The 23,200-nt window shown below is 66.1% G+C and carries 26 protein-coding genes; 11 read left to right on the top strand and 15 right to left on the bottom strand.

From position 1 onward, the window contains the following. Positions 1-111 precede the first annotated feature (111 nt). Positions 112-1,002, top strand: a complete 891-nt coding sequence (locus ACV7JP_RS00470; RefSeq protein WP_457797327.1) for an outer membrane protein assembly factor BamD — start codon at positions 112-114, stop codon at positions 1,000-1,002. A 3-nt stretch (positions 1,003-1,005) separates the two neighbouring features. Here the strand turns inward: ACV7JP_RS00470 and ACV7JP_RS00465 are convergent, their stop codons facing one another. Beyond that, complete coding sequence (locus tag ACV7JP_RS00465; protein ID WP_457797326.1) at positions 1,006-1,896, bottom strand: alpha/beta hydrolase; 891 nt, start codon at positions 1,894-1,896, stop codon at positions 1,006-1,008. A gap of 98 nt (positions 1,897-1,994) precedes the next feature. Here ACV7JP_RS00465 and recN point away from each other — a divergent pair, with 98 nt between their 5' ends. Further along, positions 1,995-3,671: a DNA repair protein RecN gene (recN, locus tag ACV7JP_RS00460; protein WP_457797325.1), complete on the top strand. Its 1,677-nt coding sequence runs from the start codon at positions 1,995-1,997 to the stop codon at positions 3,669-3,671. Positions 3,672-3,925: 254 nt separating this feature from the next. Here recN and nth read toward each other — a convergent pair whose 3' ends face one another. Continuing rightward, entirely contained in the window at positions 3,926-4,615 is a 690-nt protein-coding gene (gene nth, locus ACV7JP_RS00455) for an endonuclease III (protein ID WP_457797324.1), read from the bottom strand. A gap of 49 nt (positions 4,616-4,664) precedes the next feature. On the opposite strand from nth, the gene ACV7JP_RS00450 reads away from it, so the two are divergent. Beyond that, complete coding sequence (locus ACV7JP_RS00450) at positions 4,665-5,168, top strand: DUF2244 domain-containing protein (RefSeq protein ID WP_457797323.1); 504 nt, start codon at positions 4,665-4,667, stop codon at positions 5,166-5,168. Between the two features lie 2 nt (positions 5,169-5,170). Here ACV7JP_RS00450 and ACV7JP_RS00445 read toward each other — a convergent pair whose 3' ends face one another. Continuing rightward, positions 5,171-5,815 carry a DedA family protein gene (locus ACV7JP_RS00445; RefSeq protein WP_457797322.1) on the bottom strand — a complete coding sequence of 215 codons (645 nt, stop codon included), beginning with the start codon at positions 5,813-5,815 and terminating at the stop codon, positions 5,171-5,173. Between the two features lie 106 nt (positions 5,816-5,921). Here ACV7JP_RS00445 and ACV7JP_RS00440 point away from each other — a divergent pair, with 106 nt between their 5' ends. Next, entirely contained in the window at positions 5,922-6,365 is a 444-nt protein-coding gene (locus ACV7JP_RS00440) for a hypothetical protein (RefSeq protein WP_457797321.1), read from the top strand. A gap of 349 nt (positions 6,366-6,714) precedes the next feature. On the opposite strand, the gene ACV7JP_RS00435 is transcribed toward ACV7JP_RS00440, so the two are convergent. Then, positions 6,715-7,155, bottom strand: coding sequence for a VOC family protein (locus ACV7JP_RS00435; protein WP_457797320.1), 441 nt, complete (start codon positions 7,153-7,155; stop codon positions 6,715-6,717). Between the two features lie 222 nt (positions 7,156-7,377). Here ACV7JP_RS00435 and ACV7JP_RS00430 point away from each other — a divergent pair, with 222 nt between their 5' ends. Both ACV7JP_RS00430 and ACV7JP_RS00425 read left to right on the top strand, forming a co-directional pair. Beyond that, a complete protein-coding gene (locus tag ACV7JP_RS00430) occupies positions 7,378-8,778 on the top strand; it encodes a cation diffusion facilitator family transporter (RefSeq protein ID WP_457797319.1) in 1,401 nt (466 codons plus the stop codon). A gap of 49 nt (positions 8,779-8,827) precedes the next feature. Next, positions 8,828-9,085, top strand: a complete 258-nt coding sequence (locus tag ACV7JP_RS00425; RefSeq protein WP_457797318.1) for an exodeoxyribonuclease VII small subunit — start codon at positions 8,828-8,830, stop codon at positions 9,083-9,085. A gap of 5 nt (positions 9,086-9,090) precedes the next feature. Here the strand turns inward: ACV7JP_RS00425 and ACV7JP_RS00420 are convergent, their stop codons facing one another. The 6 genes from ACV7JP_RS00420 to ACV7JP_RS00395 all read right to left on the bottom strand — a co-directional run bounded on the left by ACV7JP_RS00420 (position 9,091) and on the right by ACV7JP_RS00395 (position 14,203). Beyond that, positions 9,091-10,398, bottom strand: coding sequence for a DUF3422 family protein (locus tag ACV7JP_RS00420; RefSeq protein WP_457797317.1), 1,308 nt, complete (start codon positions 10,396-10,398; stop codon positions 9,091-9,093). Positions 10,399-10,458: 60 nt separating this feature from the next. Beyond that, entirely contained in the window at positions 10,459-10,680 is a 222-nt protein-coding gene (locus ACV7JP_RS00415) for a cysteine rich repeat-containing protein (RefSeq protein WP_457797316.1), read from the bottom strand. 146 nt (positions 10,681-10,826) lie between these two features. After that, positions 10,827-12,455, bottom strand: coding sequence for an alpha-D-glucose phosphate-specific phosphoglucomutase (locus ACV7JP_RS00410; RefSeq protein WP_457797315.1), 1,629 nt, complete (start codon positions 12,453-12,455; stop codon positions 10,827-10,829). A gap of 130 nt (positions 12,456-12,585) precedes the next feature. Continuing rightward, a complete protein-coding gene (locus tag ACV7JP_RS00405; RefSeq protein WP_457797314.1) occupies positions 12,586-12,990 on the bottom strand; it encodes a hypothetical protein in 405 nt (134 codons plus the stop codon). A 124-nt stretch (positions 12,991-13,114) separates the two neighbouring features. After that, positions 13,115-13,576, bottom strand: coding sequence for a cyclic nucleotide-binding domain-containing protein (locus tag ACV7JP_RS00400; protein WP_457797313.1), 462 nt, complete (start codon positions 13,574-13,576; stop codon positions 13,115-13,117). 33 nt (positions 13,577-13,609) lie between these two features. After that, complete coding sequence (locus ACV7JP_RS00395; RefSeq protein ID WP_457797312.1) at positions 13,610-14,203, bottom strand: winged helix-turn-helix domain-containing protein; 594 nt, start codon at positions 14,201-14,203, stop codon at positions 13,610-13,612. Positions 14,204-14,258: 55 nt separating this feature from the next. On the opposite strand from ACV7JP_RS00395, the gene ACV7JP_RS00390 reads away from it, so the two are divergent. Then, positions 14,259-14,789, top strand: coding sequence for a L,D-transpeptidase family protein (locus ACV7JP_RS00390; RefSeq protein WP_457797311.1), 531 nt, complete (start codon positions 14,259-14,261; stop codon positions 14,787-14,789). Between the two features lie 189 nt (positions 14,790-14,978). Here the strand turns inward: ACV7JP_RS00390 and ACV7JP_RS00385 are convergent, their stop codons facing one another. Beyond that, positions 14,979-15,650 carry a YggS family pyridoxal phosphate-dependent enzyme gene (locus ACV7JP_RS00385; RefSeq protein WP_457797310.1) on the bottom strand — a complete coding sequence of 224 codons (672 nt, stop codon included), beginning with the start codon at positions 15,648-15,650 and terminating at the stop codon, positions 14,979-14,981. A gap of 137 nt (positions 15,651-15,787) precedes the next feature. Between ACV7JP_RS00385 and ACV7JP_RS00380 the strand changes: the two genes are divergently transcribed. The 4 genes from ACV7JP_RS00380 (at position 15,788) to holA (ending at position 21,030) form a co-directional block, all read left to right on the top strand. Further along, positions 15,788-16,375: an HdeD family acid-resistance protein gene (locus tag ACV7JP_RS00380; protein ID WP_457797309.1), complete on the top strand. Its 588-nt coding sequence runs from the start codon at positions 15,788-15,790 to the stop codon at positions 16,373-16,375. A 106-nt stretch (positions 16,376-16,481) separates the two neighbouring features. Further along, on the top strand, positions 16,482-19,115 hold the full coding sequence (leuS, locus tag ACV7JP_RS00375) for a leucine--tRNA ligase (RefSeq protein ID WP_457797308.1): 2,634 nt from the start codon (positions 16,482-16,484) through the stop codon (positions 19,113-19,115). Positions 19,116-19,191: 76 nt separating this feature from the next. After that, positions 19,192-19,785 carry a hypothetical protein gene (locus tag ACV7JP_RS00370; RefSeq protein WP_457797307.1) on the top strand — a complete coding sequence of 198 codons (594 nt, stop codon included), beginning with the start codon at positions 19,192-19,194 and terminating at the stop codon, positions 19,783-19,785. Between the two features lie 222 nt (positions 19,786-20,007). Then, positions 20,008-21,030 (top strand): DNA polymerase III subunit delta, encoded by a 1,023-nt coding sequence (holA, locus tag ACV7JP_RS00365; RefSeq protein ID WP_457797306.1) that lies wholly within the window; start codon positions 20,008-20,010, stop codon positions 21,028-21,030. Here holA and ACV7JP_RS00360 read toward each other — a convergent pair whose 3' ends face one another. The 4 genes from ACV7JP_RS00360 to ACV7JP_RS00345 all read right to left on the bottom strand — a co-directional run bounded on the left by ACV7JP_RS00360 (position 21,031) and on the right by ACV7JP_RS00345 (position 23,170). Further along, positions 21,031-21,387, bottom strand: coding sequence for a DUF1428 domain-containing protein (locus tag ACV7JP_RS00360; protein WP_457797305.1), 357 nt, complete (start codon positions 21,385-21,387; stop codon positions 21,031-21,033). It abuts the gene before it with no gap. 95 nt (positions 21,388-21,482) lie between these two features. After that, positions 21,483-22,172, bottom strand: a complete 690-nt coding sequence (gene purQ / locus ACV7JP_RS00355) for a phosphoribosylformylglycinamidine synthase subunit PurQ (RefSeq protein WP_457797304.1) — start codon at positions 22,170-22,172, stop codon at positions 21,483-21,485. Between the two features lie 107 nt (positions 22,173-22,279). Continuing rightward, positions 22,280-22,516 (bottom strand): phosphoribosylformylglycinamidine synthase subunit PurS, encoded by a 237-nt coding sequence (gene purS, locus ACV7JP_RS00350; protein WP_457797303.1) that lies wholly within the window; start codon positions 22,514-22,516, stop codon positions 22,280-22,282. A gap of 87 nt (positions 22,517-22,603) precedes the next feature. After that, positions 22,604-23,170, bottom strand: coding sequence for a Uma2 family endonuclease (locus tag ACV7JP_RS00345; RefSeq protein ID WP_457797302.1), 567 nt, complete (start codon positions 23,168-23,170; stop codon positions 22,604-22,606). Between the last annotated feature and the right edge of the window lie 30 nt (positions 23,171-23,200).

Raw genomic sequence — 23,200 nt, 5'->3', positions numbered from 1 at the left:
GAAATCGATCACGTTCCAGATCGGGAATTCCGCCCGATCGCGGCGTGATCTAGGCTAATAGGCTCGCGAGCCCGGCCCGGCCGGGGCTCTTTGCCGCAAGGGGCGCTTCATATGTCGGTTTTCGCTGTTTCCTTCCGCTCGTCCGCCCTGCTGGCCGCGCTTGCGGCTCTGGCCTTCTCGGTCGCGCCCGCGCGCGCGGACATCATGGATTCGCTGACGAGCGGCTTCGGCCTTTTCGGCGGCGGCGAAAAATACAAGACCGAGATCACGCCCGACGTTCCGGCGGAAACGCTCTATAATCAAGGTCTCTCCCGCCTGCATTCCAAGGATTACGAAGGCGCCGCGAAGCGCTTCGGCGAGGTCGACAAGAATTACCCGCGGTCGGAATGGGCCCGCAAGGCCCTGCTCATGACCGTCTTCTCGAATTATGAGAAGCCGAACTACGAAGACGCGGTGCAGGCCGCCCAGCGCTATATCGGCGTCTATCCGAATTCGCCCGACACGCCCTATGTCTATTATCTCGCCGGCATGTCCTACTATAATCAGGTGCCGGACGTGATGCGCGACCAGAGCTCGGCGGAAAAGGCGCTCGGCATCTTCTCGGAGCTTGTCCAGAAGTTTCCGAATTCCGAATATGTGGCCGATGCCAAATACAAGATCGGCGTCGCGCGCGACCAGCTCGCCGCCAAGGAAATGCAGGTCGGCCGCTTCTATCTGACGCGCAAGAACTATCCCGCGGCGATCAACCGCTTTCACGACGTGCTCGGCAAATATCAGACGACCCGCCACACCGAGGAGGCTCTGTACCGCCTGACGGAGGCCTATCTGGCGATGGGCGTCGCCAACGAGGCGCAGACGGCCGCGGCGATCCTCGGCCACAACTATCCGGACTCGCAATGGTACAAGGATGCGCATGCGCTCCTGAAGACCGGGGGCCTGGAGCCGCATGAATATACCGATTCCTGGATTTCCAAGGTCGGCAAGGCGCTTCACGCGATCTGACCTTCAGGCGCCGGTATGCGCCCGAATGAATTCGCCCGCACTTTCCAGCGCGCGCCGGCCCTCGGTCAGGCGCGCGTTCCACATCATCCATGCGTGGATCATATGCGGCCAGATTTCGAGCGTGACGCGAATGTCCGCCGCGCCGGCCTTAGCGGCGAATCGGGTAGAATCCGCCAATAGCGTTTCGGCCGAGCCGACCTGAATGAGCATGGGCGGGAGCCCCTTCAGCTCCGCATAGAGCGGCGAGACGCGCGGGTCCTTGCGGTTGATCCCGCCGGGGACATAGGCGCTCGCCAATTCCTCCAGATACGCCTTGTGAATTAGCGGATCGACGCCGTCTTTCGTCGTAAGCGTCCCGCCGGACATTGCAAGGTCCGTCCAGGGCGAGCAGAGCCAGAGGCAGCCGGGCAGGGGCTCTCCCATGTCGCGAAGGCGCAAGGCGAGCGCGATCGAGAGCCCGCCTCCGGCGCTGTCGCCGCCGACGGCGATGCGGTTCGGCGCGATTCCCTGCGCGCGCAGGAAACGCCAGGCGGCGAGCGCATCGTCATAAGCGGCGGGGAAGGGATGTTCCGGGGCCAGCCGAAAGGCGAGGGCGAGCGTGCGCGCGCCTGCGGCGCGGCCGGCTTCGGTGACCATGCGCCGGTGACTGGCGATCGACCCCGAGCAATAGCCGCCGCCGTGGAAATAGAGCAGCGCTCGGGACGGCTGGGCGCCCGGCGCCAGCGACCATTCGGCCGCAAGCCCGTCGATCCGCGCGGGCGTAAGGGAAATATCCGGCGCCGCCGGCCAGACGGCGCCGACCTCGTCGATCCGCGCCCGGCGCTCCGCCCAACCGACCGGGCGCGGCTTCGACGCCAGAAGGGCGCGAATCTCGTTGATTTCATCGGCCGCCATGCCCAACCTCCGCGTAAGCGGCGAATCGCCGTCCGCCCACAGGATAACGGCGCGGCCGCCGCGCCGTTGCATGCGGCCGTCGCGCCGGAGTCATGCGTATGCTGGTTCGTCTGTCCATTCGCGACATCGTGCTCATCGACGCGCTCGATCTCGATTGCGGGCAAGGGCTGACGACGCTCACGGGCGAGACAGGCGCCGGCAAATCGATCCTTCTCGACGCCTTCATGCTCGCCCTTGGCGGACGCGGCGACGCCGCGCTCGTGCGCGCGGGCTGCGAGCAGGGGCAGGTGACGGCGGTTTTCGATCTCGCGCCCGATCACCCGGCGCATCTCGCCGCGCGCGAATTCGGCCTCGCCAGCGAAGAGGAGATGGTGCTGCGCCGCGTGCAGGCGTCGGACGGGCGCACCCGGGCCTTTGTCAACGACCAGCCCGCGACCGCGCAGGCGCTCCGCGCCATCGGGCGCGAGCTCGTGGAAATCCATTGCCAGCACGACGACCGCGCGCTCGTCGATCCGGGCGCGCATCGCGCTTTGGTCGACGCGCATGGCGGATTGCTCGGGGCGGCGAGCGACGTGCGCGCGAAACATGCGGCATGGCAGGCGAGGCGGCGCGCTTTGGCCGATGAGGAGGCGCGTATCGCCAGGGCGCGCGCCGACGCCGAATATCTGCGCCATGCGTATGAGGAGCTGACCAAGCTCGCTCCGGAAACGGGCGAGGAGGAGACGCTTGCCGAGCGCCGTCTCTTCATGCAGCGCGCCGAGAAGGTCGCGACCGACCTGCGCGACGCGCTCGCGGTCTTCGCGGACGACCGCGCGCCGGCAGTCGAAATCGGCCACGCCGCGCGTCGGCTGGAGCGGCGGCTGTCGCAGGCGCCGCAAATATTGGAGCCGCCGGCGAAAGCGCTGGCGCACGCCGTCGACGCGCTCTCGCTGGCCGAGCAGGCGCTGGAGCAGGCGCTTGCCGAGACGCGCTTCGATCCGGCGGAATTGGAGCGCGTCGAGGAGCGGCTTTTCGCCTTGCGCGGCGCGGCGCGCAAATATCAGGTCAGCGTGGCGGAGCTTCCGGGGCTCGCCGCGAAATTCGCCGACGACATCGCCGCGCTCGACGCCTCGGAAGCGCGGCTCTTGAAGCTCGGACAAGAATTGGAAGCCGCCAAAGCCGCCTATGACGCCGCCGCCCGCGCGCTTTCCGAGGCCCGCAAGAAAGCGGCGAAGAAGCTCGACGCCTTGGTGGATGCGGAGCTCAAGCCCCTGAAGCTCGACGGCGCGCATTTCTCGACGCAGGTGACGAGCGATCCCGAAAATGGCGGGCCGGAGGGGATCGACCGCGTCGAATTCTGGGTGCAGACCAATCCCGGCTCGCGGCCCGGCCCGCTGACCAAGGTGGCCTCGGGCGGCGAGCTTGCGCGCTTCATGCTGGCGCTGAAGGTCGTGCTTGCCGATCGCGGCTCCGCGCCGACTCTGGTCTTCGACGAGATCGACACAGGGGTAGGGGGCGCCGTGGCCGACGCCATCGGCCAGCGCCTCGCGCGGCTGGCCATGCGCGCCCAGGTGCTTGCGGTGACCCACGCCCCGCAAGTCGCCGCCCGCGCGTCGCGCCATTTGCGCATCAGCAAGAGCGCATCGAGCAAGGGAAAGGAAAAGCGCGTCGCGACGAGCGTCGCCGTGCTGGCGGAGGAAGAACGCCGCGAGGAGATCGCGCGGATGCTGTCGGGCGCCGCGATCACCGACGAGGCGCGCGCGGCGGCGATGCGGCTGTTGGAGGGGGCGGGGTAGAGTCGCCCTCGCCCGTCATTGCGCGCGCGGCGAAGCAATCCAGAGCCACGGCGCGGCCCTGGATTGCTTCGTCGCTTCGCTCCTCGCAATGACGGCGCCGATTGCTGCCGCAGCCCATACGGAACGCACGGCTCGCATTCCGGCTTATGCAAGGCCGCGCCCGTCATTGCGAGCGCAGCGAAGCAATCCAGGGCCATGGCGCGGGCGCCGGCTTGCTCGTCGCTTCGCGATCACAATGGCGGCGGGCGGCTTGCTTAAGCCGTTTTGTCCTTGAACCTGCACAGCTCATACAAAACGCACCGTCCGCATTCCGGCTTGCGCGCCTTGCACACATAGCGGCCGTGCAGAATCAGCCAATGATGGGCGTGCAGCAGATATTTCTCCGGAATGACGGCCTCGAGCCCTTTCTCCACGGCGTCGGGCGTCGCCCCCTTGGCGATGGGCAGGCGGTTCGAGACGCGGAAGATGTGCGTGTCGACCGCGATGGTGGGCTGGCCGAAGGCGATGTTGAGAACGACATTCGCCGTCTTGCGGCCGACGCCCGGCAGCGCCGTCAGCGCGTCGCGATCCTGCGGAACCTCGCCGCCATGGCGCTCGATGAGCAGCCGCGAAAGGGCGATGACATTCTTCGCCTTTGTGCGGAAAAGGCCGATGGTCCTGATCGCCTCCCGCACGCGGTCCTCCCCGAGCGCGACCATCTTCTCCGGCGTGTCGGCCAGGGCGAAAAGCGCGGGCGTCGCCTTGTTCACGCCCGCATCCGTCGCCTGGGCCGAGAGCACGACGGCCACAAGCAGCGTATAGGGATTCGTATAATAAAGCTCGCCCTTGGGCTCGGGATTGGACTCCGCGAGCCGGGCGAAAATCGCTTCGATCCTGGCCGCTTCCGCCGCCGGCAGGCGCTTCGGCCCCGCGGGTTTGCGATTAGCGCTGTTTCTTCCTGCCATTTCGGCGTTATATCTTCAGGTTCGCAGGGACGAAAGCGCTGTTCAGCCCATGCCGGAAATCAAGCCGGAACCCTTTGACGAGCCAATATACAGCACGCGCCTCTCGCCGCATCGCTCCATGACGCCCCGGGCGTTCTATCTCTTCATCGTCGCCTTCTGCCTTGCGCAGGTGATCTTCGCGATCCCCTTTCTGGTGATGGGCGCGTGGCCGGTCGCGGGCTTCATGGGGCTCGACGCGCTGGCGCTCTATGTCGCCTTTCTCATTAGTTTCCGAGACGCCCGCGCCTATGAGACGCTCGACGTCACGCCGCTCGAACTGGTCTTCGCGAAGGTCGGGGCCGGCGGCCGGCGGCGCGAATGGCGCTTCAATCCGTCCTGGGTGCGGCTCGAGCAGAAGGTCCATGAGGAATTCGGCACGATGAGCGTAACCCTCGTCTCCCGCGGCGAGACGATCGAGGTCGGCTCCTTTCTCGGGCCGGATCAGAAGGCCAAGGTCGCGAGGGAACTCGCCCGCGCCCTCGCCATTGCGCGCCTGGGGCCGCGTTTTTCCTGAGACTATTGCTTGCGCTGCGACAGCACGTCTTCGGCCTCGCGCAGCAGCCGCGCTTCATTGGCCTTGTAGTAGCGCCAAAGCAGAAAGACCGCCGCGAGGCCGCACAGCGCGCCGGCGGTCGCGATCGGTCCTTCGATCTTCTGAAACGTCGCCGTCAGCCAATAGGCGCCGAGCCCGAAAACAAGCGCCCAGACGATTCCGCCCGCGGCGTTGTAGAAGAAGAAGCGCCCCACCGGCAGATGATTGGCGCCCGCGAGCAGCGCCGCGAGAATGCGCAGCAATGCGACGAAGCGGCCGAAGAACACGATGGCGCCGCCCCATTTGTAGAAGAGATATTGTCCCAGCCGCAGCTTCTCGGCCCCGAGCCCGACGCGCCAGCCATGCCGCTCCAGAAAGCGATAGCCGAATTCGCGGCCGATCCAATAGCCGATATTGTCGCCGACAATGGCGCCTGCCGCCGCGGCGAAGATAATCGTCTCGATCGAGAGCGCGCCGGATAGCCGCGCATAGATGGCGGCGCCGACGAGCATGGTTTCGCCGGGCAAGGGAAGGCCCGAGCTTTCCAGGGCGACGACGAGAAAGATCGCCCAATAGCCGTATATGGCGAGGAGGGAGGCGATCTGCGCCTGATCCAGAAAATGGCCCATCCGTCCCGACCTCGCCTAACCGGAAACATAGGCTTGAAAAGCAGAAAAGCGACACCGCGGCGCGATGTCGCTTTTCATGCGTAAGCAGTCAGAGGGGCTACTGATAATGATGAACGCCCGCGCAGCTCAGTTCAACCGGATAGGCCCGACCGAGGATAATCTCGTCGTCCACGAACAGCGCGCCGTCCTCGAGCGCCGGCTCCAGCACCGCGCGCAGTCCCTTCAGCAGCGGCTGGTCGTCGCCCGTTATCCTTTCGCGCAGCGCCTCGCGGACATTCTCGTCCGCGCGGCGGGCGAAGTCGCGGACAACGACCGCTACGAATCTGCCGACATTCATGCCCTTCTCTTTCGCGGCCACACGGACGCGCTCGGCGAAGCGGTCCCCGATGCACATAAGCGCAGCCTGGGCGACCTTTTCGTTGGAGCAGGAATGGATCAGATCCGCAACCAGCATGGCATCCTCCGCTTTGTTTCTTGCTTCAGCCTGTTACCTCTCGTTTGCCGCGCCGCCTTCGCTCTGAAGACCGGCGCGTTTGCTCTTGAAAACTAAAGCGGCGCCGACTGAACCGTCGATGAACCGCCGCTCGCGCTCAAAAAAGCGGGTCTTGCGACCCGGGCGCGTCTATCGAGCTGCGGTCCCGTCGCGCTTCGGCGATCGGGATCGCGGCTCCAGTTGTGCTCGCGAACCGCTCTATCATTCGCCCATGACCGGGTTGCGACGAGCAGTTACGAATTTACGTGGAGGAGGCGCTGCGCGCCCGTGCCGCGCCTCCGTATCGTTCCAACGCGCCACCCTGGCCAGAGTTTCACCGTGCGAGGAAAATTTCTTCGCTGCGGCTGCACAGTAAAGGTGCAGCATCGCGCCTTGTGCGGCGCAAACCGAGCCGGCGCCCAGAGCGTCACCATACGCCGATATTCTGCGCCGAGGCCCATGGCTCCGCGGGTTCGAGCGGCTTGCCGTTCTGCAGAAGCTCGATGGAAATCGCGTCGGGCGTGCGCACGAAGGCCATATGGCCGTCGCGCGGCGGTCGGTTGATCGTCACGCCGGCCTTTTGCAGCCGGTCGCAGACCTCGTATATATTGTCGACGCCGAAGGCGAGATGGCCGAAATTGCGCCCGCCGGCATATTCGCGCTCGTCCCAATTATAGGTGAGCTCGATCGTCGGCGCGCCGTTGCGACCGGCCTCCTCGACATCCGCGGGCGCCGCGAGATAGACGAGCGTGTAGCGGCCCTTTTCGTTCTCTGTGCGGCGCACTTCCTTGAGCCCGAGAATGTCACAGAAAAAATGCAGCGAATGGTCGAGATCGCCGACCCGGATCATCGTATGCAGATATTTCATCCCGGAGCTCCTTTTGATGATCCATTCTAGCATCCCGGGCGGCGGGCGCTCCATTGCAAAGGAGCCTGCCGGCGACAGCCGGTTTCGAAGGGGAGTCGGCGGGCGCAACCTTCGAGATTGTCGTTCGCCCGAGCGCCCGGCGGGATTTCCTGCCGCTTGCGCAATTCCATGCGGGCGGAAAGCGCGCTAAGCAACGCCCGTCAATCGTTCCGGACAGGCCACATGACCGAGACGCGTGCGCTGGACGCCGCCGGCGCCAGCCGAAAACTCTCCGCCGCCAAGGCCTCCATCGCCGCCAGCGCCTTCCTCGCCGCCGCCAAGCTCGGCGCGGGGCTCTGGTCCGGCTCGCTGGCGCTTCTCTCGGAAGCCGGCCACGCCTTTGTCGACACGGGCGCGACGGCGCTGACCTATTATGCGGTGCGCGAGGCGGAAAAGCCGGCGGACGCCGAGCATCATTACGGACACGGAAAATATGAGGCGCTCGCGGCGCTTGTCGAGACGGGGCTGCTCTTCGGCCTCGCCCTCGTCGTCGTCGGCGAGGCGGTCCGCCGCCTGGGCGAGGCCGAGGTCGAAATCGACGCCGGCTGGCCGGCCTATGGCGTGCTGGGCGTCTCCATCCTGATCGACTTCGTGCGCGCGCGGCAGCTGGGCGAGATCGCCAGGGAAGAGCGCAGCGACGCGCTCGCGGCGGACGCCATGCATTTCGCGAGCGACCTCGTTTCCTCGGTCTTGGCGCTGATCGGCGTCGCCGCCGCCCATTACGGCTTCCCGCAGGGCGACGCGCTCGCCTCCTTCGGCGTCGCCGGCTTCATCGCCATTGCGGGCTATCGGCTCGGCCGCCGCACCATCGACACGCTGCTCGACGCCGCGCCGGGCGATCTGACGCCCCGGATCGAAGCCGCGATCCGCGATACGCCGGGCGTCATCACGCTGGACGAGCTGCGCCTGCGCAGCGCCGGGGCGGAGGTCATCGGCGACGCGACCATCGGCGTCGCCCGCACGCTGCGGGTCGAGCAGGCGGCGCGCATCAAAGCGGCGGTCTCCGCCGCGATCCTCGCCGCGGCGCCGCATGCTCGCGTCACCGTCACCGCGGACGCTCGAGCGCTCGACGACGAGACGGTGGTGGAGCGCATCCTGCTCGTCGCCGCCCGGCGCCATGTCGCCGCCCATCACATTATCGTCCAGCAGCTCGGCGAGCGGCTCTCCATCGGTCTCGACATCGAGCTCGACGGCGCCATGCCCCTGGGCCGCGCCCACGCCATCGCCACGGATTTCGAAAGCGCGATCCGCGACGAATTCGGCGTCGACGTCGAGATCGAGACGCATATCGAGCCGCTTTCGCCGCACGTGCTCGTCGGCCGCGACGTCGATCCCGAGCTGACGCAAGAGATCGCCGCCGCGCTCGACCGCTATAGCGGGCAGGTGGGCTATATCGCCAATGTTCACGATATTCGCGTGCGGGAGACCGCGGGCGGCCTCGTCGTGAATTATCATTGCGCCGTCGATCCCAGCGCGCCCGTCGAGACGGCGCATGAGGCGGTGGACGCGCTGGAGCGACATCTGCGCGGGGAATATCCCGAGATTCTGCGCATTGTCGGCCATGCGGAGCCGGACGATCACTGAGCCGGGCGCGCATAGCCAAGGGCGGATGGCTGGGCTAGAAGGTTTTCCCATGACAGAGAGTGAGAAAGCGGCCGACGACGTGGACGCCCTGCCTTTCGAAAAGGCGATGGCCGAGCTGGAGCGCATTGTCGGCGATCTGGAGAAGGGCTCCGTGCCGCTCGACGAGTCCGTTCGGCTCTATGCGCGCGGAAAGGCTTTGCAGGAGCGCTGCGAGAGGCTTCTCGCCGACGCGGAGGCGCGGGTCGAAAAGATCACGCTGGGGGAAAACGGCGCTCCGAAAGGCGTCGCGCCGCTCGACGTGGAATAGTTCGGCTAATCCACCTGCTCCTCTTTCGCGGCGCGGTTCGAGAGAACGCGCACGCGCGCCATGAAGGCCCAGGAAAAGAGAAGCGCGAAGGGCACGGAAACCGCCTCGACCATATCGGCCGAGAGCGCCGGCGGAAGGACGCCCGCCTCCTTCAGGCCCTTTGCGACGAAGGCGAAGAGGCCGACGAGATAATAGGCGAGGCCGGCGACGGAGATGCCCTGAACCATGCGGTTCAGGCGCATTTGCAGCCGCGTGCGCCGGACCATGTCGTCGAGCAGCGCGCCGTTCTGGCGCTCCATCTCCAGCGTGACGCCGGTGCGCATGAGATTGGTCGCGCGCGCGACGTCGGTCGAGAAACGCGTCTGCCGCGCCTGCACCGCGTTGCAGGTCTCTATCGCCGGATCGAGGCGGGCGTTGAGGAAGCTCGAAATCGTCGGATACTGCCCCTCCTTCGTTTCCTGCAACAAATCGAGCCGGCTTCTGACCAGCTTATGATAGGCGCGGCTTGCGCCGAAGCGAAAGGCCGTGCGCGTGGAGAGGGCCTCGTTCGCCGCGAGGAGGTCCGAGAGGCGTTTCAGCAGATCCTGGTTGTTGTGCGCCTCGCTCAGGCAGAGCGCATGCGTGATCTCGGAGAGCTCCTCCTCCATTGTCGTGAGATCGGGCGAGACGGCGCGCGCCAGCGGCAGCCCGAGCAGGGCCATGCTGCGATAGGTCTCGACCTCCAGCAGGCGTTGCGCGAGACGGCCCGCCTCCAAAGGCGGCGCATGCAGGATTCGGATCGCCATGCGCGTGAAGCCGTGGGAGTCGGCCGCGAAATCGGTGAAGGCGTGGCCCGCGTCCTTGCCGAGGCCGACGACGCAGAGGCTCTGTGAATTGAACATGCCGGCGAGATCGTCGAGCGGGATCGCGCGATCGACGACGCTGAGATGCGTCGCGACGATGAGCCGGCCCGGCGGGCGGAACTCGATCTCGCCGCTCGCCAGCGGATCGGGGCGCAGGAAGGGCGTCTCGGCGTCGAGGCCGGCGGCCCATGTATAGGTCGTGAATTCGGTATGCTGCTCCCAGCGCAGCCGCCAAGCGCCGAAATCGAAATGATGAAACTTGGCTTCGGGCCCCGGCGCCTCGACGCCCGCAAGTTTCGCAAGCGCCTCTATCGCGTCGCGGTCGGCCGTCGCCTCTTCATGGTTCGTCGCGAAAGCGAAGTGATAGATGCGGCGCGGGACCTGCAGCGGCAGGAAGGGCCGCGCGTGCAATTCCGCGAGAATGGCCGCGCGCGATTCGTGCTCCACCCAATGCGCGCTCGCCTTGTTCATTTTCCCCTCCCGGCCGGAACGTCCTTATAGCGGCGTCGGACGCCGGAAGGCGAGGGCGGCTTATTTTTCGAACTGAGCGCGGCACTCGGGGCTCAGGGCGCGCATATATCGGCGCAGGCAGGCTTCCGTCTTCTCCGGGTCCGGCACGTCATAGGGGCAGTATTTATAGGCGTCGTCCTTGCATGCGCGGCGCTGCTCGGGCGTGCCTTGATCGTCTTGCGCAAGAGCCGCGCCGAAGGAGAAGGCTTGGATAGCTGCGAAGACGAGGAGGACCTTGCGCATTGAAGAACTCCCGATTGACGGCGGGGGCCGTAACTGTAGGCGAGACTTTATCGATTCGTAAGACCGGATCACGCTGAGAATGAGGCGATTCCGCCTGTCCCCAGCGCCATCCGACGAGCTTCCGCAAAGCCGCTTTTGCTTAACTCTCAGGTGATCACGGTTGGCGCGTCTCGCCCTGTGAACCTTTCGATCTCGGCGATGCCGCGCGAGAGCGCGACGAGATCGGAGAGCGCATGTTGCGTTTCGATGAACTGCCTGGCGGGGTCCGGCTCATAGCGCTCGATATAGACGCGCAGCGTCGCGCCGGCGGTGCCCGTGCCCGAAAGCCGATAGACGATGCGCGAGCCGTCCGCGAACATCACGCGAAGGCCCTGATTCCTGGAGTCCGAGCCGTCGACCGGATCGTGATAGGCGAAATCGTCGGCTTCCTTCACTTCGAGCGCGCCGAACGTCTTGCCCTTCAGCGTCGGCAGCTTGCCGCGCAACGTCTCGATCAGCGCATGGGCGCCGCTCGCGTCCACCTCTTCATAATCGTGACGCGAATAATAGTTGCGGCCATAGGTCGCCCAATGCTCGCGCACGATGGCGTCGACGCTCCGCCCGCGCGCGGCGAGCACGTCGAGCCACATCAGCACGGCCCAAAGCCCGTCCTTCTCGCGCACATGGTTCGAGCCCGTGCCGGCGCTCTCCTCGCCGCAAATCGTCACCAGCCCGGCGTCGAGCAGATTGCCGAAGAATTTCCAGCCCGTCGGCGTCTCGTAAATGTCGACGCCGAGCTTCGCCGCGACGCGATCGGCGGCGGCGCTCGTCGGCATGGAGCGCGCAATGCCCGCAACGCCGTTTTTATAACCGGGCGCGAGATGCGCGTTCGCCGCGAGGATGGCGAGACTGTCGGACGGCGTGACGAAACGGTTGCGGCCGATGATGAGGTTGCGGTCGCCGTCGCCGTCGGACGCCGCGCAGAGATCGGGCGCGTTCGCGGACATGGCCAAATCATAGAGATGGGCGGCGTGAACGAGATTGGGGTCGGGATGATGGCCCCCGAAATCGGGCAGGGGCTCGCCATTCAGCACGCTGCCCGGCGCCGCGCCGAGCATGTCTTCGAGAATGGCCTTGGCATAGGGTCCCGTCACCGCGGACATGGCGTCGAACTTGATCGCGAAGCCGGCGCGGAAAGCGTCGCGAATGCGGTCGAAGTCGAACAGCGTCTGCATCAGCGCCGCGTAGTTCGCCACGCTGTCGACGATCTCGACGCACATGGCGCCGATCTGCGAGACGCCGATCGCGTCGATATCGACATCCGGGGCCTCCTCGATCCTGAACGAGGCGATCTCCTTCGTGCGCGCGTAGATCGCCTCCGTCACCTTCTCCGGCGCGGGGCCGCCATTGGCGACGTTGTATTTGATGCCGAAATCGCCGTCGGGTCCGCCCGGATTATGGCTCGCGGAGAGCACGACGCCGCCGAAGGCCTTGATGGAGCGGATGAGCGCCGAGACGGCGGGCGTCGAGAGAATGCCGCCGCGCCCGACCACCGCGCGGCCGAAGCCATTGGCGGCGGCGATCTTCAAAATGGTCTGGATCGCCTCCCGATTATAGTAGCGGCCGTCGCCGCCGACGACGAGCGTTTGACCCTGGAAGCCGTCGAGACAGTCGAAGATCGACTGCACGAAGTTCTCGACGTAATGGCGCTGCTGGAAGACAGGAACTTTCTTGCGCAGGCCCGACGTGCCGGGCCGCTGGTCGGTGTAGGGGGTAGTCGCGATCTCTTTCGCCATTCCTGCCTCTGCGCGAATGGAGCGCTCGAAGCGGCGCCCGGTGCGGCCGGAATCTATAGGCGGCAGGCGTTAAAAAAACGGCGGCGCATGGTCGCGCCGCCATCCGTGACGTGGTCCCGTGCGGGCGGTCTCACCAGCCCCAATAGCCGTAGGACGGATAGCCGTAATAGCCGTAGCCATAGGACGGATAGTAGCCGCCGTCGTAATAGGGGTAGTAGCCGCCGTAATAGCCGCTGCTCGAGGCCGCGAGGCCGGCGCCCAGAAGGCCGAGACCGACGCCGGCCGCGATCGCCGCGCCGGGATTATAGTGACGGCGGTAATAGCCGCCGTAATAGGGGCGATAGCCGTAGCCGCCGCGCCAGCCATAGCCGCCGCCCCAACGGCGATACCAGACCTTGTCGACCGGAGCCGACAGTCCGATGGTGGACGGCGGAGCCACGCCCATGGGTCCGGCCAGAGTCTCAGTGGGGATCGCGGTCGCCGTCATGGCGCCGAGCAGCGCGCCGGTGAGGGCCAATTTCAGGCTCTTACGCATTAATACCTCCCGTTAGCGGGCGAAAGGATGACGCAACGCAATTGGCCCGCCGAGCTCACGCGTCAATAAAACTAATCTAAACCTGAATCGGATCGAGTCGAGGGGGCCGGCGTCATTTCGCCGCTTAGCGTGAATCGTCCGCGCGGGGCGCGAGGCCCGCCGCCGCATGGCGCGAGAAATCGACGAGCCGGTCGCGGAAAAAATCGCGCGCGCGCGCGGCCGTGGCGGGATGCTGCTCTAAAATCTGATGAAAAATGCCGCGGCCGATCTTCAGGACGGTCGTCGGCTCCAGCGCCCGCGCGGTCACGGGACGCATGGAGGGCGCGACGAGCGCCATTTCGCCGATCAACGCCCATGGATGGAGAATATGCGCCGGCGGGCGGCCGTCGTCATGCGGCGAGAGGCCGACCGACCCCATGGTGAGGATATATCCGCCGTCCGACTCCTCGCCCCTTCGAAACAGCGCGTCGCCTGCGCGCAGCAGGCGCGTTTCCGAGGCGAAGGCGAGATTGCGCAGGGCTCCTGCCTCGAAAATCGCGAAAAGCGGAATGCGGGTGAGATTGTCGATATCGTCATCAAGCGTCATTTGCGATTCACAAACTGCGGAAGTGCCGCTTTATTATGGCGAAACCGGCTTTGATGAAGTTTCTTCCCCGGCATTCGCGAGACGGTAGCCGCCTTCTTCCGTCAGCAACCTGAGCGGGCGCCGCGGGTCCGCCTCGATCTTGCGCCGCAGCCGGTGAATATGCGTCTCCAGCGTGCGGGTGGAGACATTGGGGCCATAGCCCCAGACATCGGCGAGCAGCGCCGCCTTGGAGATGATGGCGCCTCCGGCTTGCGTGAGGCGATGCAGGATCGCCGCCTCCTTTTCGGTCAGCCGCGCGTCGCGGCTTTCGGGCGCGGCGGGGAGCGGCGCGTCGAGCAAAGCGAGGAGATCGGCGAAGCGGAAGGGGCGGGGCAGCGTCGCGCTCGCCTCCGGGGCGTCGGCGCCGACCAGAATGACGGCGCCGGGAAAGCCGGCGGCGCGCAGGCGGCGGGCGAGGGCGGGGGCGTCGCAAAAGGCGCCGTCGAGCAGCGCGGCGCGCGGCCAAGGCGCGGCGAAGGGCGCCGCCGCGCCGATCTCGCGCAGCTCATAGCGCCCGAGCGCCTCGAATTGCTCGGCGAGGCTCGCCATGAGCCCGGGGCTGGCGGCGACGAACAATGTGCGGATCATCGCGTCGGCGGAACTCTGCTAAGAAAGCGGGAAAGACGAAAGGCGATCTTGGTCCATGGCTGATCTGCGCGCAACAGGCGTCTCCCTCCTTCGCGTCTCCCGGCGGATCGGCGGCGAGCCGCATGAGGGGCGGCTGATCGCCGGCGGGCTTGTCCTCCCTTGCGCGCTGGGCCGCGCCGGGATCGCGCATAACAAGCGTGAGGGCGACGGCGCGACGCCGGCCGGGCGCTGGCGGCTCTTGCGGTTCTACCTGCGGAAGCCGGCGCCTTTGCGCATGCCCTGGCGGCTCACGCGCAAGGATGACGTCTGGTGCGACGATGCGCGCAGCTTTCTCTATAACCGCCCGCTGCGCGCGCCCTCGCGGCTCGGCCACGAAGAAATGTGGCGAAAGGACAGGCTCTACGACGCCGTGGGCGTGATGGACTATAATCTCGTCCCGCGCCGGCGCGGACGGGGCAGCGCGATTTTCTTCCACGTCGCGACGGCGGATCTGGGTCCGACCGCCGGATGCGTGGCGCTGCGGGCGCGGGATATGGCGCGGCTGCTGCCCAGGCTTTCGCGGGGAACGATAATCGCCGCGCGCTGATGAATTCGCGACGGGAGGAACAACAACCACCGCCGTCATTGCGAGCGAAGCGAAGCAATCCAGAGTCGCGATGAGGCTCTGGATTGCTTCGCTTCGCTCGCAATGACGCCAATTTTGCCTTTTCCCGCCGCGCGATCAATGCGCGGTAACGCTCCCTCTCCCCGCAAGCGGAGAGAAGGGACAGTGGGATTACTGCGAATAATCCCGCGCCCCCATGATCGCCGACCCTACGCGCACATAGGTTGCGCCGAGCTGGATCGCGAGCTCGAAATCGGCGCTCATGCCCATGGAGAGCGCCTTGATTCCGTTGCGCTCGGCGATGTCGGCGAGCAAAGCGAAATGGGGCGAGGCCTGTTCGTCGACCGGCGGCACGCACATGAGGCCCGCAATTTCGAGCCCGTATTTCTCGCGGCAGGCGGCGATGAAGGCGTCGGCGTCTTCGGGAAGCACGCCCGCCTTTTGCGGCTCGGCGCCCGTATTGACCTGGACGAAGAGGCGCGGGCGCTTGCCCTGCTTCTTTATTTCTTCCGCCAGCGCCGCCGCGATCTTCTCGCGGTCGACGCTCTGGATCGCGTCGAAGGTCTCGACGGCCTCCTTCGTCTTGTTGGACTGAAGGGGTCCGATGAGATGCAGCTCGATCCCCGGAAAGCTTTCGCGCAGCCCCGGCCATTTGCCCGCGGCCTCCTGCACGCGGTTTTCGCCGAAGACGCGATGGCCGGCCTCCAGCAGCGGAACCACGTCCTCGGCCGGGAAGGTCTTGGTCACGCAGACGAGCGTGACGCTCGCGGGATCGCGCCCGCAATCGGTCGCGGCGCGGGCGATGGCGGCTTTGGCGTCGTTATAGCGGTCGATGATGGTCATGAGCGCTGGTTAAGGCCGCCGGCGCGCGAGGGCAAGAAGCGGATCAAGCCACTCGGCGGGGAACGATCCCCCGCGGCGGCGGTTAGCGTGCCGATATCCTCCTCCGCCGCCGTCGAGGCGGCTCTCCCGGGAGACTGATGATGACCAGCAGCGAAGCCTTCCCCACTCATCCCTCCGGCGTCCACACGGCGCATTGCCGCGCCAAATGGGGCTGGATCGTCGCCATGGGCGTCCTGTTCATCATCGGCGGCGTCGTCGCGCTCTTCAACGTCCTCGCGGCGACGCTCGTCGCCATCATCTATATCGCCGCCGCCATGGTCGTGGCGGGGGCGTGGGAGATCGTCACCGCCTTTCAGATCCGGCCATGGGGCCGCGCGGCGTTATGGGCCGCCGTCGGCGCGATCACGCTCCTGGCGGGCGTGGCGGCCGCGCGCTTTCCGTTCCTCGCCGCAATGTCGCTCACGGCGCTCGTCGGCGGGCTGCTGATCGCGGGCGGGGTCCTGAAGCTCGTGCTGGCCTATGAACTCCGGGACCTCAGCCGCTGGGAGCTGATCGCCATTGCGGGCGCCCTGAGCTTTTTGCTCGGCGTGCTTATCCTTGCGGAATGGCCGGCGTCGGGGCTCTATGTGCTGGGGCTGTTCCTCGGCGTGAACCTGCTTTTCGAGGGCGTGAGCTGGGTGGCGATGGGACTCGCGGCGAAACCGGCGGCGAGGCGGGCGGTCTAATTGGCGGTTGATCCAGGAGAGGCGCGGGTCTCCCTTTGACATCCCCCCGTCCGACCGGCATTTAGAGGCGCAAAATCCAACGCCTTCCATCGGACAGCCGCCCTCCATGAGACCCGACCGCTATAATTTCGCCGAAGCCGAGCCGCGCTGGCAGAGGACCTGGGAGGGGCGCGAAGTCTTTAAGGCGGGGGCGAAGCCCGAGGCGCCGAAATACTACGTGCTGGAGATGTTCCCCTATCCGTCGGGGCGCCTCCATATGGGCCATGTGCGTAATTATTCCATGGGCGACGTGATCGCCCGCTATATGCGCGCCAAGGGTTTCGATGTCCTGCATCCCATGGGCTGGGACGCCTTCGGCCTGCCGGCCGAGAACGCCGCGGCGCAGACCGGCGCGCATCCGGCCGAATGGACCTACGCCAATATCGCGGCCATGCGCGCCCAGTTGAAGACGCTCGGCCTGTCGCTCGACTGGTCGCGGGAGATCGCGACCTGCGATCCGGAATATTACAAGCATCAGCAGAAGCTGTTCCTGGATTTCCTGACGGCGGGCATTGTCGACCGCAAGAAATCCAAGGTGAATTGGGACCCGGTCGACCACACGGTGCTCGCCAATGAGCAGGTGATCGACGGGCGTGGCTGGCGCTCCGGCGCGCTCGTCGAGCAGCGCGAGTTGACGCAGTGGTTTCTGAAGATCACGAGCTATTCCGTGGAGCTGCTCGAGGCGCTGGATACGCTCGACCGCTGGCCCGACAAGGTGCGCCTCATGCAGCGCAACTGGATCGGCCGGTCGGAAGGCATGCTGGTGCGCTTCGCGCTGGCGCAGCCACTCGATGAAGCGCGCGAGATCGAGGTCTTCACCACTCGCGCGGATACGCTCTTCGGCGCGAAGTTCGTGGCGCTCGCCGCCGACCATCCGCTGGCGAAGGCCGCTTCGGAGAAAAACCCCGAGCTTGCCGCCTTCTGCGAGGAATGTCGCCGCGGCGGCACGTCGGCCGAGGCGATCGAGACAGCCGAGAAACAGGGCTTCGACACGGGGCTGCGCGTCATTCATCCCTTCGATCCGAACTGGACCCTGCCGGTCTATGTCGCGAATTTCATCCTGATGGATTACGGCGCGGGCGCCATTTTCGGCTGTCCGGCGCATGACCAGCGCGACCTCGATTTCGCGACGAAATACGGTCTCGGCTTCAAGGTCGTCGTGAGCCCCGAGGGCGTCGACGCCGCCGAGCTGGAAACGAAAATCGTGCAGAGCGGCGAGGCTTTCGACGCCGACGGCGAGCTCGTGAACTCCGCCTTCCTCGACGGCCTGACCGTCGAGCAGGCGAAGAGCGAGGTCGCCAACCGACTGGAGACGACGGCGCTGTTCAACGCGCCGCAGGGCGTGCGCAAGGTCAATTACAAGCTGCGCGACTGGGGCGTTTCTCGCCAGCGTTATTGGGGCTGCCCGATCCCCATCGTCCATTGCGAGACCTGCGGCCCCGTCCCCGTGCCGGAGGGCGACCTGCCGGTGACGCTCCCCGAGGACGTCACCTTCGATCAGCCGGGCAATCCGCTCGACCGCCATCCGACCTGGAAGAACGTCCCCTGTCCCTCCTGCGGCAAGCCGGCGCGCCGCGAGACGGACACGATGGACACTTTTGTCGATTCGTCCTGGTATTACGCGCGCTTCACGGACCCGCTGAACGCCGACGCGCCGGCCAGTCCCGAGGCGCTCAAACGCTGGCTGCCGGTCGACCAATATATTGGCGGAATCGAGCACGCCATCCTGCATCTCCTGTATTCTCGCTTTTTCGCCCGCGCCATGCGCGACTCGGGCCATGCGGCCGTGGCCGAGCCTTTCGCCGGCCTCTTCACGCAGGGCATGGTCGTGCACGAGACCTATAAGGGGCCGGACGGCTGGGTTTCGCCCGCCGCCATTCGTATCGAGGCGGGAGGGAACGGCCGCCGCGCCTTCCTGCTGGACACCGGCGCCGAGGTCGATATCGGCCCCATCGAGAAGATGTCGAAGTCGAAGAAGAATACGGTCGACCCCGACGACATCGTCGCGAGCTATGGCGCCGACACGGCCCGCCTCTTCGTGCTTTCCGACAGTCCGCCCGACCGCGACGTGATCTGGTCCGACGAAGGCGCGCAGGGCGCGTGGCGCTTCGTGCAGCGCCTGTGGCGCATCACCGGGGAGCTGGGCCGCGTCGCCGCGCCGGTGGGCGCGGAAGCGCCATCGGATTTTGACCCGGAGGCGCTGAAAATCCGCAAGGCGACGCACAGGACCGTCGCTCAGGTGAGCGAAAACATCGAGCGCCTGCGCTTCAACAGCGCCATCGCCCGCATCCGCGAATATGTGAACGAGCTGACGGCGGCGCTGGACGCCGTGACGGAGGCGCCCGTTTCCGCCGATCTTGCTTTCGCCTTCCGCGAGGCGGCCGACGCGCTCGCCCGCCTTGTCGCGCCTATGACGCCGCATGTGGCGGAGGAGTGTTGGACCGATCTCGGTCACAAAGGGCTGGTATCCGAAGCGCCGTGGCCGGAAGCCGATCCCGCGCTCGTCGCGCAGGACATGATCGTCCTGCCGGTTCAGGTGAACGGCAAGAAGCGCGCGGAGATATTGGTGGCGCATGACGCCGACGAGGAAACGATTCGCAAAGTGGCTTTGGCGCAAGATGGCGTGATCCGCGCCATCGAAGGCAAGCCGCTCAAGAAATTCATTCTCGTGCCGAAGAGGATCGTCAATGTGGTCGTTTAGCAGGGCGAGCCGTGCGGCGACGGATTTCCTCACCCAGAGGAGCCCGCTTGGCGGGCGTCTCGAAGGGCGAGGAATTATGTCGAGATGCTTCGAGACGCGCCGTTCCGGCGCTCCTCAGCATGAGGGGTTGAGAGGCTTGCGCTTCCTTTGCGCGCTCACGGTTTTGGCGTCGGCCCTTCCGCTCGCAGGCTGCATCGAGCCGCTCTATGGCGTAAATGGCGGCCTCGACAATTCGCCGCTCGCCTCGGAGCTGCAGGCGATTGAGGTGGACGAAATCCCCGGCCGCATCGGCCATTATGTCCGCAACGAATTGATCTACGGCTTCAATGGCACGGGCTCCACCGTGCAGCCGCGCTATCGCCTCAGCGTCACGCTGCGCGAGCGCGTGCAGACGCCGATCCTCGATACGGTGACGGGCCGAGCGACCTCGGCCACGGTCATCGCCGACGCCGACTACCGTCTCGTCACCTGGCCGCAGAATGTGGAAGTGACCCGGGGCACGGCCTTCAACATTGTGAGCTACGACCGTTTCTCGAACCGCTTCGCCAATGTCCGCGCCGCGCGCGACGCGGAGATCCGCGACGCCAAGGTGATCGCGGATTCGATCCGCACGCGCGTCGCGACGGAGATGGCGACGCGGGGGCCGGCCGCGACCCTAACGCCGCGCTGACGCTTTGAGAGGCTGATTGATGAGAGAGGCTGTCGCCGCTGAATCGCCCCCATCCCTCCCCGCGCTTTGCGGGGGAGGGATTGCGCGGCGCCGTTCGTGATCGCCGGCTTGCGTTGCGGTTTCGGCAAATTTGGGCGCGAACCGCCTCCCTCCCCCTTGTGGGAAGGGATAAAGGGTGGGAGGCGGCGCCGCTTCTTCTCTCTTCGGGATATGAGCTGAGCCTTGGCTGTTATCTCGAGCCGCGACGCCGAACGCTTCGTCGCCTCTCCGCCGGAGAGCGTCTTTCTCTTCCTCGTCCACGGCGCCGACGCCGGCATGGTGCGCGAGCGCGCTTTGGCGATCGTCAACAAGCGCGTGGATGATCGACATGACCCCTTTCAATTTGTGGAGCTCTCCGGCGACGCGGTATCGGCCGATCCGCTGACGCTTTTGGACGAGGCGAACACCCAGCCGCTTTTCGGCGGCAGGCGCGCCATTCTTGTCGAAACGGGCGCGAAGTCGGTCATCCCCGCCGTCACGTCTCTCATCTCGGCGCCGCCCGTCGCCTGCGCCGTGGTGCTCACGGCGGGCGCGCTGAAGAAGGACGCGCCGCTGCGCAAGCTTGTCGAGGGCGCGAAGCAGGGCGCGGGGATCGAGTGCCAGCCCGACACCGAGCAGGACATTCACGCGCTGGTCGACCGCACCCTGAAGGAGGCCAATCTCGTCGCGAGCCCGGAAGCGCGCGCGCTGCTGCTTGCGGCGCTCGGCGAAGACAGGCTCATGAGCCGCGCCGAGCTTTCCAAGCTCATCCTGTATATGCGCGGGCGCGAGCATGTGGAGGCCGCGGATGTTGAGGCGATCGTGGCGCATGCGTCGAGCATCGCCTCCGACCGCGTGGTGGCGGCGGCCTTTGCCGGCGAGGCGGGCGAAACGCTCGACGCCTATTTCGCGCAAGGCGGCGACGCCGGTTCGGTTCTGTTCGGCGCGCTGCGCTACGCCGTGGCGCTGCATCGGGCGCGCGCCGCGATGGAGCGCGAGGGCGGGCGCACGGATGTGGGCGTCAACGCGCTCTTCCGCGCCGGCTTCGGATTCATGCATCGCGCACTGATGGAGGAGCAGCTCAAGGCCTGGACCGCGGCGCGGCTGCAAGCGCTCATCGAGCCTTTGCGCGAAGCCCAGACCCGCGCCCGCGCCAACGCCGCGAGCGCGCGGATGGAGGCGGAGCGGGCGCTGTGGCGGGTGGCGAAGGCGGCGCGGCGGCGCTGATTATTCCTTGCCGAGATCGAGGAGCGGCGCGAAGCCGCCAAAGATCATGCGCTTGCCGTCGAAGGGCATGGAGAGATCCTTCATGCGGGGATCGTCCTTCATCTTCAGATGGCCCGCGTCGCGCGCTTCTTTCGACGGCCAGACGATCCAGGAGAAGACGACGTTCTCCTGCGCTTGCGCCGCGACGGCGCGCTTGAAGTCGGTGACGGTTCCGTCCGGCACGTCGTCGCCCCAGCATTCGACGACACGGAGGGCGCCGAAATCCTTGAGCATGGCCCAGAAGCATTCGGCCGCGTTGCGATAGTCGTCCTTCTTGTCATTCGGCACGGGAATGACGAAGCCGTCTATATAGCTCATGGTCACGCTCCCTCTCGGCTTCCGGCCCCCTTGGAGCCATCCACTTAACTTTCAAGGCGCGGTCGTCCAGCCCTTGGAGCCTGCGCGTCGGCGGATCAAGCCGCCGCGGCGAGGCTTTCGAACAGCGCCCGGCCGTCAACCCCGCCGACGAGCGGGTCAATGAGATTTTCCGGGTGCGGCATCAGGCCGAGGACGTTCCGCTTCTCGGAGAAAATGCCGGCGATGTCGTTGCGGGAGCCGTTGGGATTGGCCGCGCCGCCCACGACGCCGCCTGCGTCACAATAGCGGAAGGCGACGAGCCCTTCGCCCTCGAGCCGCTCGATCGTCGCGTCATCGGCTTCGTAATTGCCCTCGCCATGGGCGATGCAGACTTCGATCACCTGGCCCCTGGCGTAATGGCGGGTGAAGGCCGTGTCGTTCCGCTCGACGGCGAGATGCTGCATTTTGCAGACGAAGCGCAGATTTGCGTTGCGCATCAGCACGCCGGGCAGCAGGCCGCTTTCGCATAAAATCTGAAAGCCGTTGCAGACGCCGAGCACGAGGCCGCCGCGCGCGGCGTGCGCCCGCACCGCCTCCATGATGGCGGCGCGGCCGGCGATGGCGCCGCAGCGCAGATAATCGCCATAGGAGAAGCCGCCCGGCAGCACGACGAGGTCCGTGCCCGCCGGCAGCTCATGGTCGGCGTGCCAGAGCATGTCGGGCTTCCGCCCGGCGGCCCGTTCGAGCGCGCGCGCCATGTCGCCCTCGCGATTGGAGCCGGGGAAGACGATAACGGCGGCTTTCATCTTCTATTTCCTATAGCGGCCTCATTGCGAGCCGAAGGCGAAGCAATCCAGGAGCGCCATCATGGCCCTGGATTATTTCGCTGCGCTCGCAATGACGGGTGAGTGTGTCACAAATCGATCTGGTAGTTCTCGATGACGGTGTTGGCGAGGAGCTTCTCGCAGGCGGCGGTGAGCTGCGCCTTGGCGCTTACGGGGTCCGCGCCCGCCATCTCGACGTCGAACACCTTGCCCTGACGCACGCTCGCGACGCCCTCGACGCCGAGCGATTTCAACGCGCCCTCAATCGCCTTGCCTTGCGGATCAAGGACGCCGTTTTTCAGGGTGACGACGATGCGTGCTTTCATGGGACTCGGTTTCCATTCGGGATTGGCCCACGGTTAGCGGCCTTGCGCGCAAAGGGCAAGCGGCTGCGCCTCTCGATTGGAAGGCGGCTATAAGAGGCCCGTGTCCCGATAAATGTCTCGCAAGGTCAGACGCGCGCCGATGACCGGCAGGTCGAGCGCGTCGTCGGCCGATTCGAAGCGGCGCTCGATGAAATTATTGGCGCGGTCGTAGGAAACGACCTCGACCGCGTCCTGCGCGACGACGACATAATGCCGTAACGAAGGCAGCGTCGGATAGGCCCGGCGCTTCCAGCGCAGGTCGTGGTTCGCCGTCGAGGGAGATAAAATCTCGAATGCGACGATGGCGTCGGCGCATTCGACCGAAGTCAGATTGTTCCCGGGACGCACGACGACGTCGGGAACGGGGACGCTGGTCGGGGCGATGCGCACGCCGATTCCAGGAACAGCCACCCAAGCTTGCCGTGTTTCCCGAGCGATCTGGTCGAGCTGGACGATCAGGTTTCTAGCAATGATCTGATGCAAAAAACTGGCGGATGCGTTCAAGACCGGCTCCCCGTCGATCAGCTCCCACTTTTCGTCGTCGGGGCGCGTGACCGTGAACGCGAAGAAATCCTCCGCGTTCATCGGTCCGGGATCGAGGAAAGGAACGCCCATTTCGTCCTCTCGGGCTCCTCTCTTCGAGGA

The organism is Methylocystis sp. S23, from assembly GCF_054106005.1.
Note: the sequence above shows the minus strand (reverse complement) of the source record. Positions and strands in the feature narration are given on the sequence as shown.

What these genes read in the sequence shown, in the direction of transcription:
- ACV7JP_RS00470 (WP_457797327.1), top strand. Translation starts at nt 112, where the DNA reads ATGTCGGTTTTCGCTGTTTCCTTCCGCTCGTCCGCCCTGCTGGCCGCG.
- ACV7JP_RS00465 (WP_457797326.1), bottom strand. Translation starts at nt 1,896, where the DNA reads ATGGCGGCCGATGAAATCAACGAGATTCGCGCCCTTCTGGCGTCGAAG.
- recN (WP_457797325.1), top strand. Translation starts at nt 1,995, where the DNA reads ATGCTGGTTCGTCTGTCCATTCGCGACATCGTGCTCATCGACGCGCTC.
- nth (WP_457797324.1), bottom strand. Translation starts at nt 4,615, where the DNA reads ATGGCAGGAAGAAACAGCGCTAATCGCAAACCCGCGGGGCCGAAGCGC.
- ACV7JP_RS00450 (WP_457797323.1), top strand. Translation starts at nt 4,665, where the DNA reads ATGCCGGAAATCAAGCCGGAACCCTTTGACGAGCCAATATACAGCACG.
- ACV7JP_RS00445 (WP_457797322.1), bottom strand. Translation starts at nt 5,815, where the DNA reads ATGGGCCATTTTCTGGATCAGGCGCAGATCGCCTCCCTCCTCGCCATA.
- ACV7JP_RS00440 (WP_457797321.1), top strand. Translation starts at nt 5,922, where the DNA reads ATGATGAACGCCCGCGCAGCTCAGTTCAACCGGATAGGCCCGACCGAG.
- ACV7JP_RS00435 (WP_457797320.1), bottom strand. Translation starts at nt 7,155, where the DNA reads ATGAAATATCTGCATACGATGATCCGGGTCGGCGATCTCGACCATTCG.
- ACV7JP_RS00430 (WP_457797319.1), top strand. Translation starts at nt 7,378, where the DNA reads ATGACCGAGACGCGTGCGCTGGACGCCGCCGGCGCCAGCCGAAAACTC.
- ACV7JP_RS00425 (WP_457797318.1), top strand. Translation starts at nt 8,828, where the DNA reads ATGACAGAGAGTGAGAAAGCGGCCGACGACGTGGACGCCCTGCCTTTC.
- ACV7JP_RS00420 (WP_457797317.1), bottom strand. Translation starts at nt 10,398, where the DNA reads ATGAACAAGGCGAGCGCGCATTGGGTGGAGCACGAATCGCGCGCGGCC.
- ACV7JP_RS00415 (WP_457797316.1), bottom strand. Translation starts at nt 10,680, where the DNA reads ATGCGCAAGGTCCTCCTCGTCTTCGCAGCTATCCAAGCCTTCTCCTTC.
- ACV7JP_RS00410 (WP_457797315.1), bottom strand. Translation starts at nt 12,455, where the DNA reads ATGGCGAAAGAGATCGCGACTACCCCCTACACCGACCAGCGGCCCGGC.
- ACV7JP_RS00405 (WP_457797314.1), bottom strand. Translation starts at nt 12,990, where the DNA reads ATGCGTAAGAGCCTGAAATTGGCCCTCACCGGCGCGCTGCTCGGCGCC.
- ACV7JP_RS00400 (WP_457797313.1), bottom strand. Translation starts at nt 13,576, where the DNA reads ATGACGCTTGATGACGATATCGACAATCTCACCCGCATTCCGCTTTTC.
- ACV7JP_RS00395 (WP_457797312.1), bottom strand. Translation starts at nt 14,203, where the DNA reads ATGATCCGCACATTGTTCGTCGCCGCCAGCCCCGGGCTCATGGCGAGC.
- ACV7JP_RS00390 (WP_457797311.1), top strand. Translation starts at nt 14,259, where the DNA reads ATGGCTGATCTGCGCGCAACAGGCGTCTCCCTCCTTCGCGTCTCCCGG.
- ACV7JP_RS00385 (WP_457797310.1), bottom strand. Translation starts at nt 15,650, where the DNA reads ATGACCATCATCGACCGCTATAACGACGCCAAAGCCGCCATCGCCCGC.
- ACV7JP_RS00380 (WP_457797309.1), top strand. Translation starts at nt 15,788, where the DNA reads ATGATGACCAGCAGCGAAGCCTTCCCCACTCATCCCTCCGGCGTCCAC.
- leuS (WP_457797308.1), top strand. Translation starts at nt 16,482, where the DNA reads ATGAGACCCGACCGCTATAATTTCGCCGAAGCCGAGCCGCGCTGGCAG.
- ACV7JP_RS00370 (WP_457797307.1), top strand. Translation starts at nt 19,192, where the DNA reads ATGTCGAGATGCTTCGAGACGCGCCGTTCCGGCGCTCCTCAGCATGAG.
- ACV7JP_RS00360 (WP_457797305.1), bottom strand. Translation starts at nt 21,387, where the DNA reads ATGAGCTATATAGACGGCTTCGTCATTCCCGTGCCGAATGACAAGAAG.
- purQ (WP_457797304.1), bottom strand. Translation starts at nt 22,172, where the DNA reads ATGAAAGCCGCCGTTATCGTCTTCCCCGGCTCCAATCGCGAGGGCGAC.
- purS (WP_457797303.1), bottom strand. Translation starts at nt 22,516, where the DNA reads ATGAAAGCACGCATCGTCGTCACCCTGAAAAACGGCGTCCTTGATCCG.
- ACV7JP_RS00345 (WP_457797302.1), bottom strand. Translation starts at nt 23,170, where the DNA reads ATGGGCGTTCCTTTCCTCGATCCCGGACCGATGAACGCGGAGGATTTC.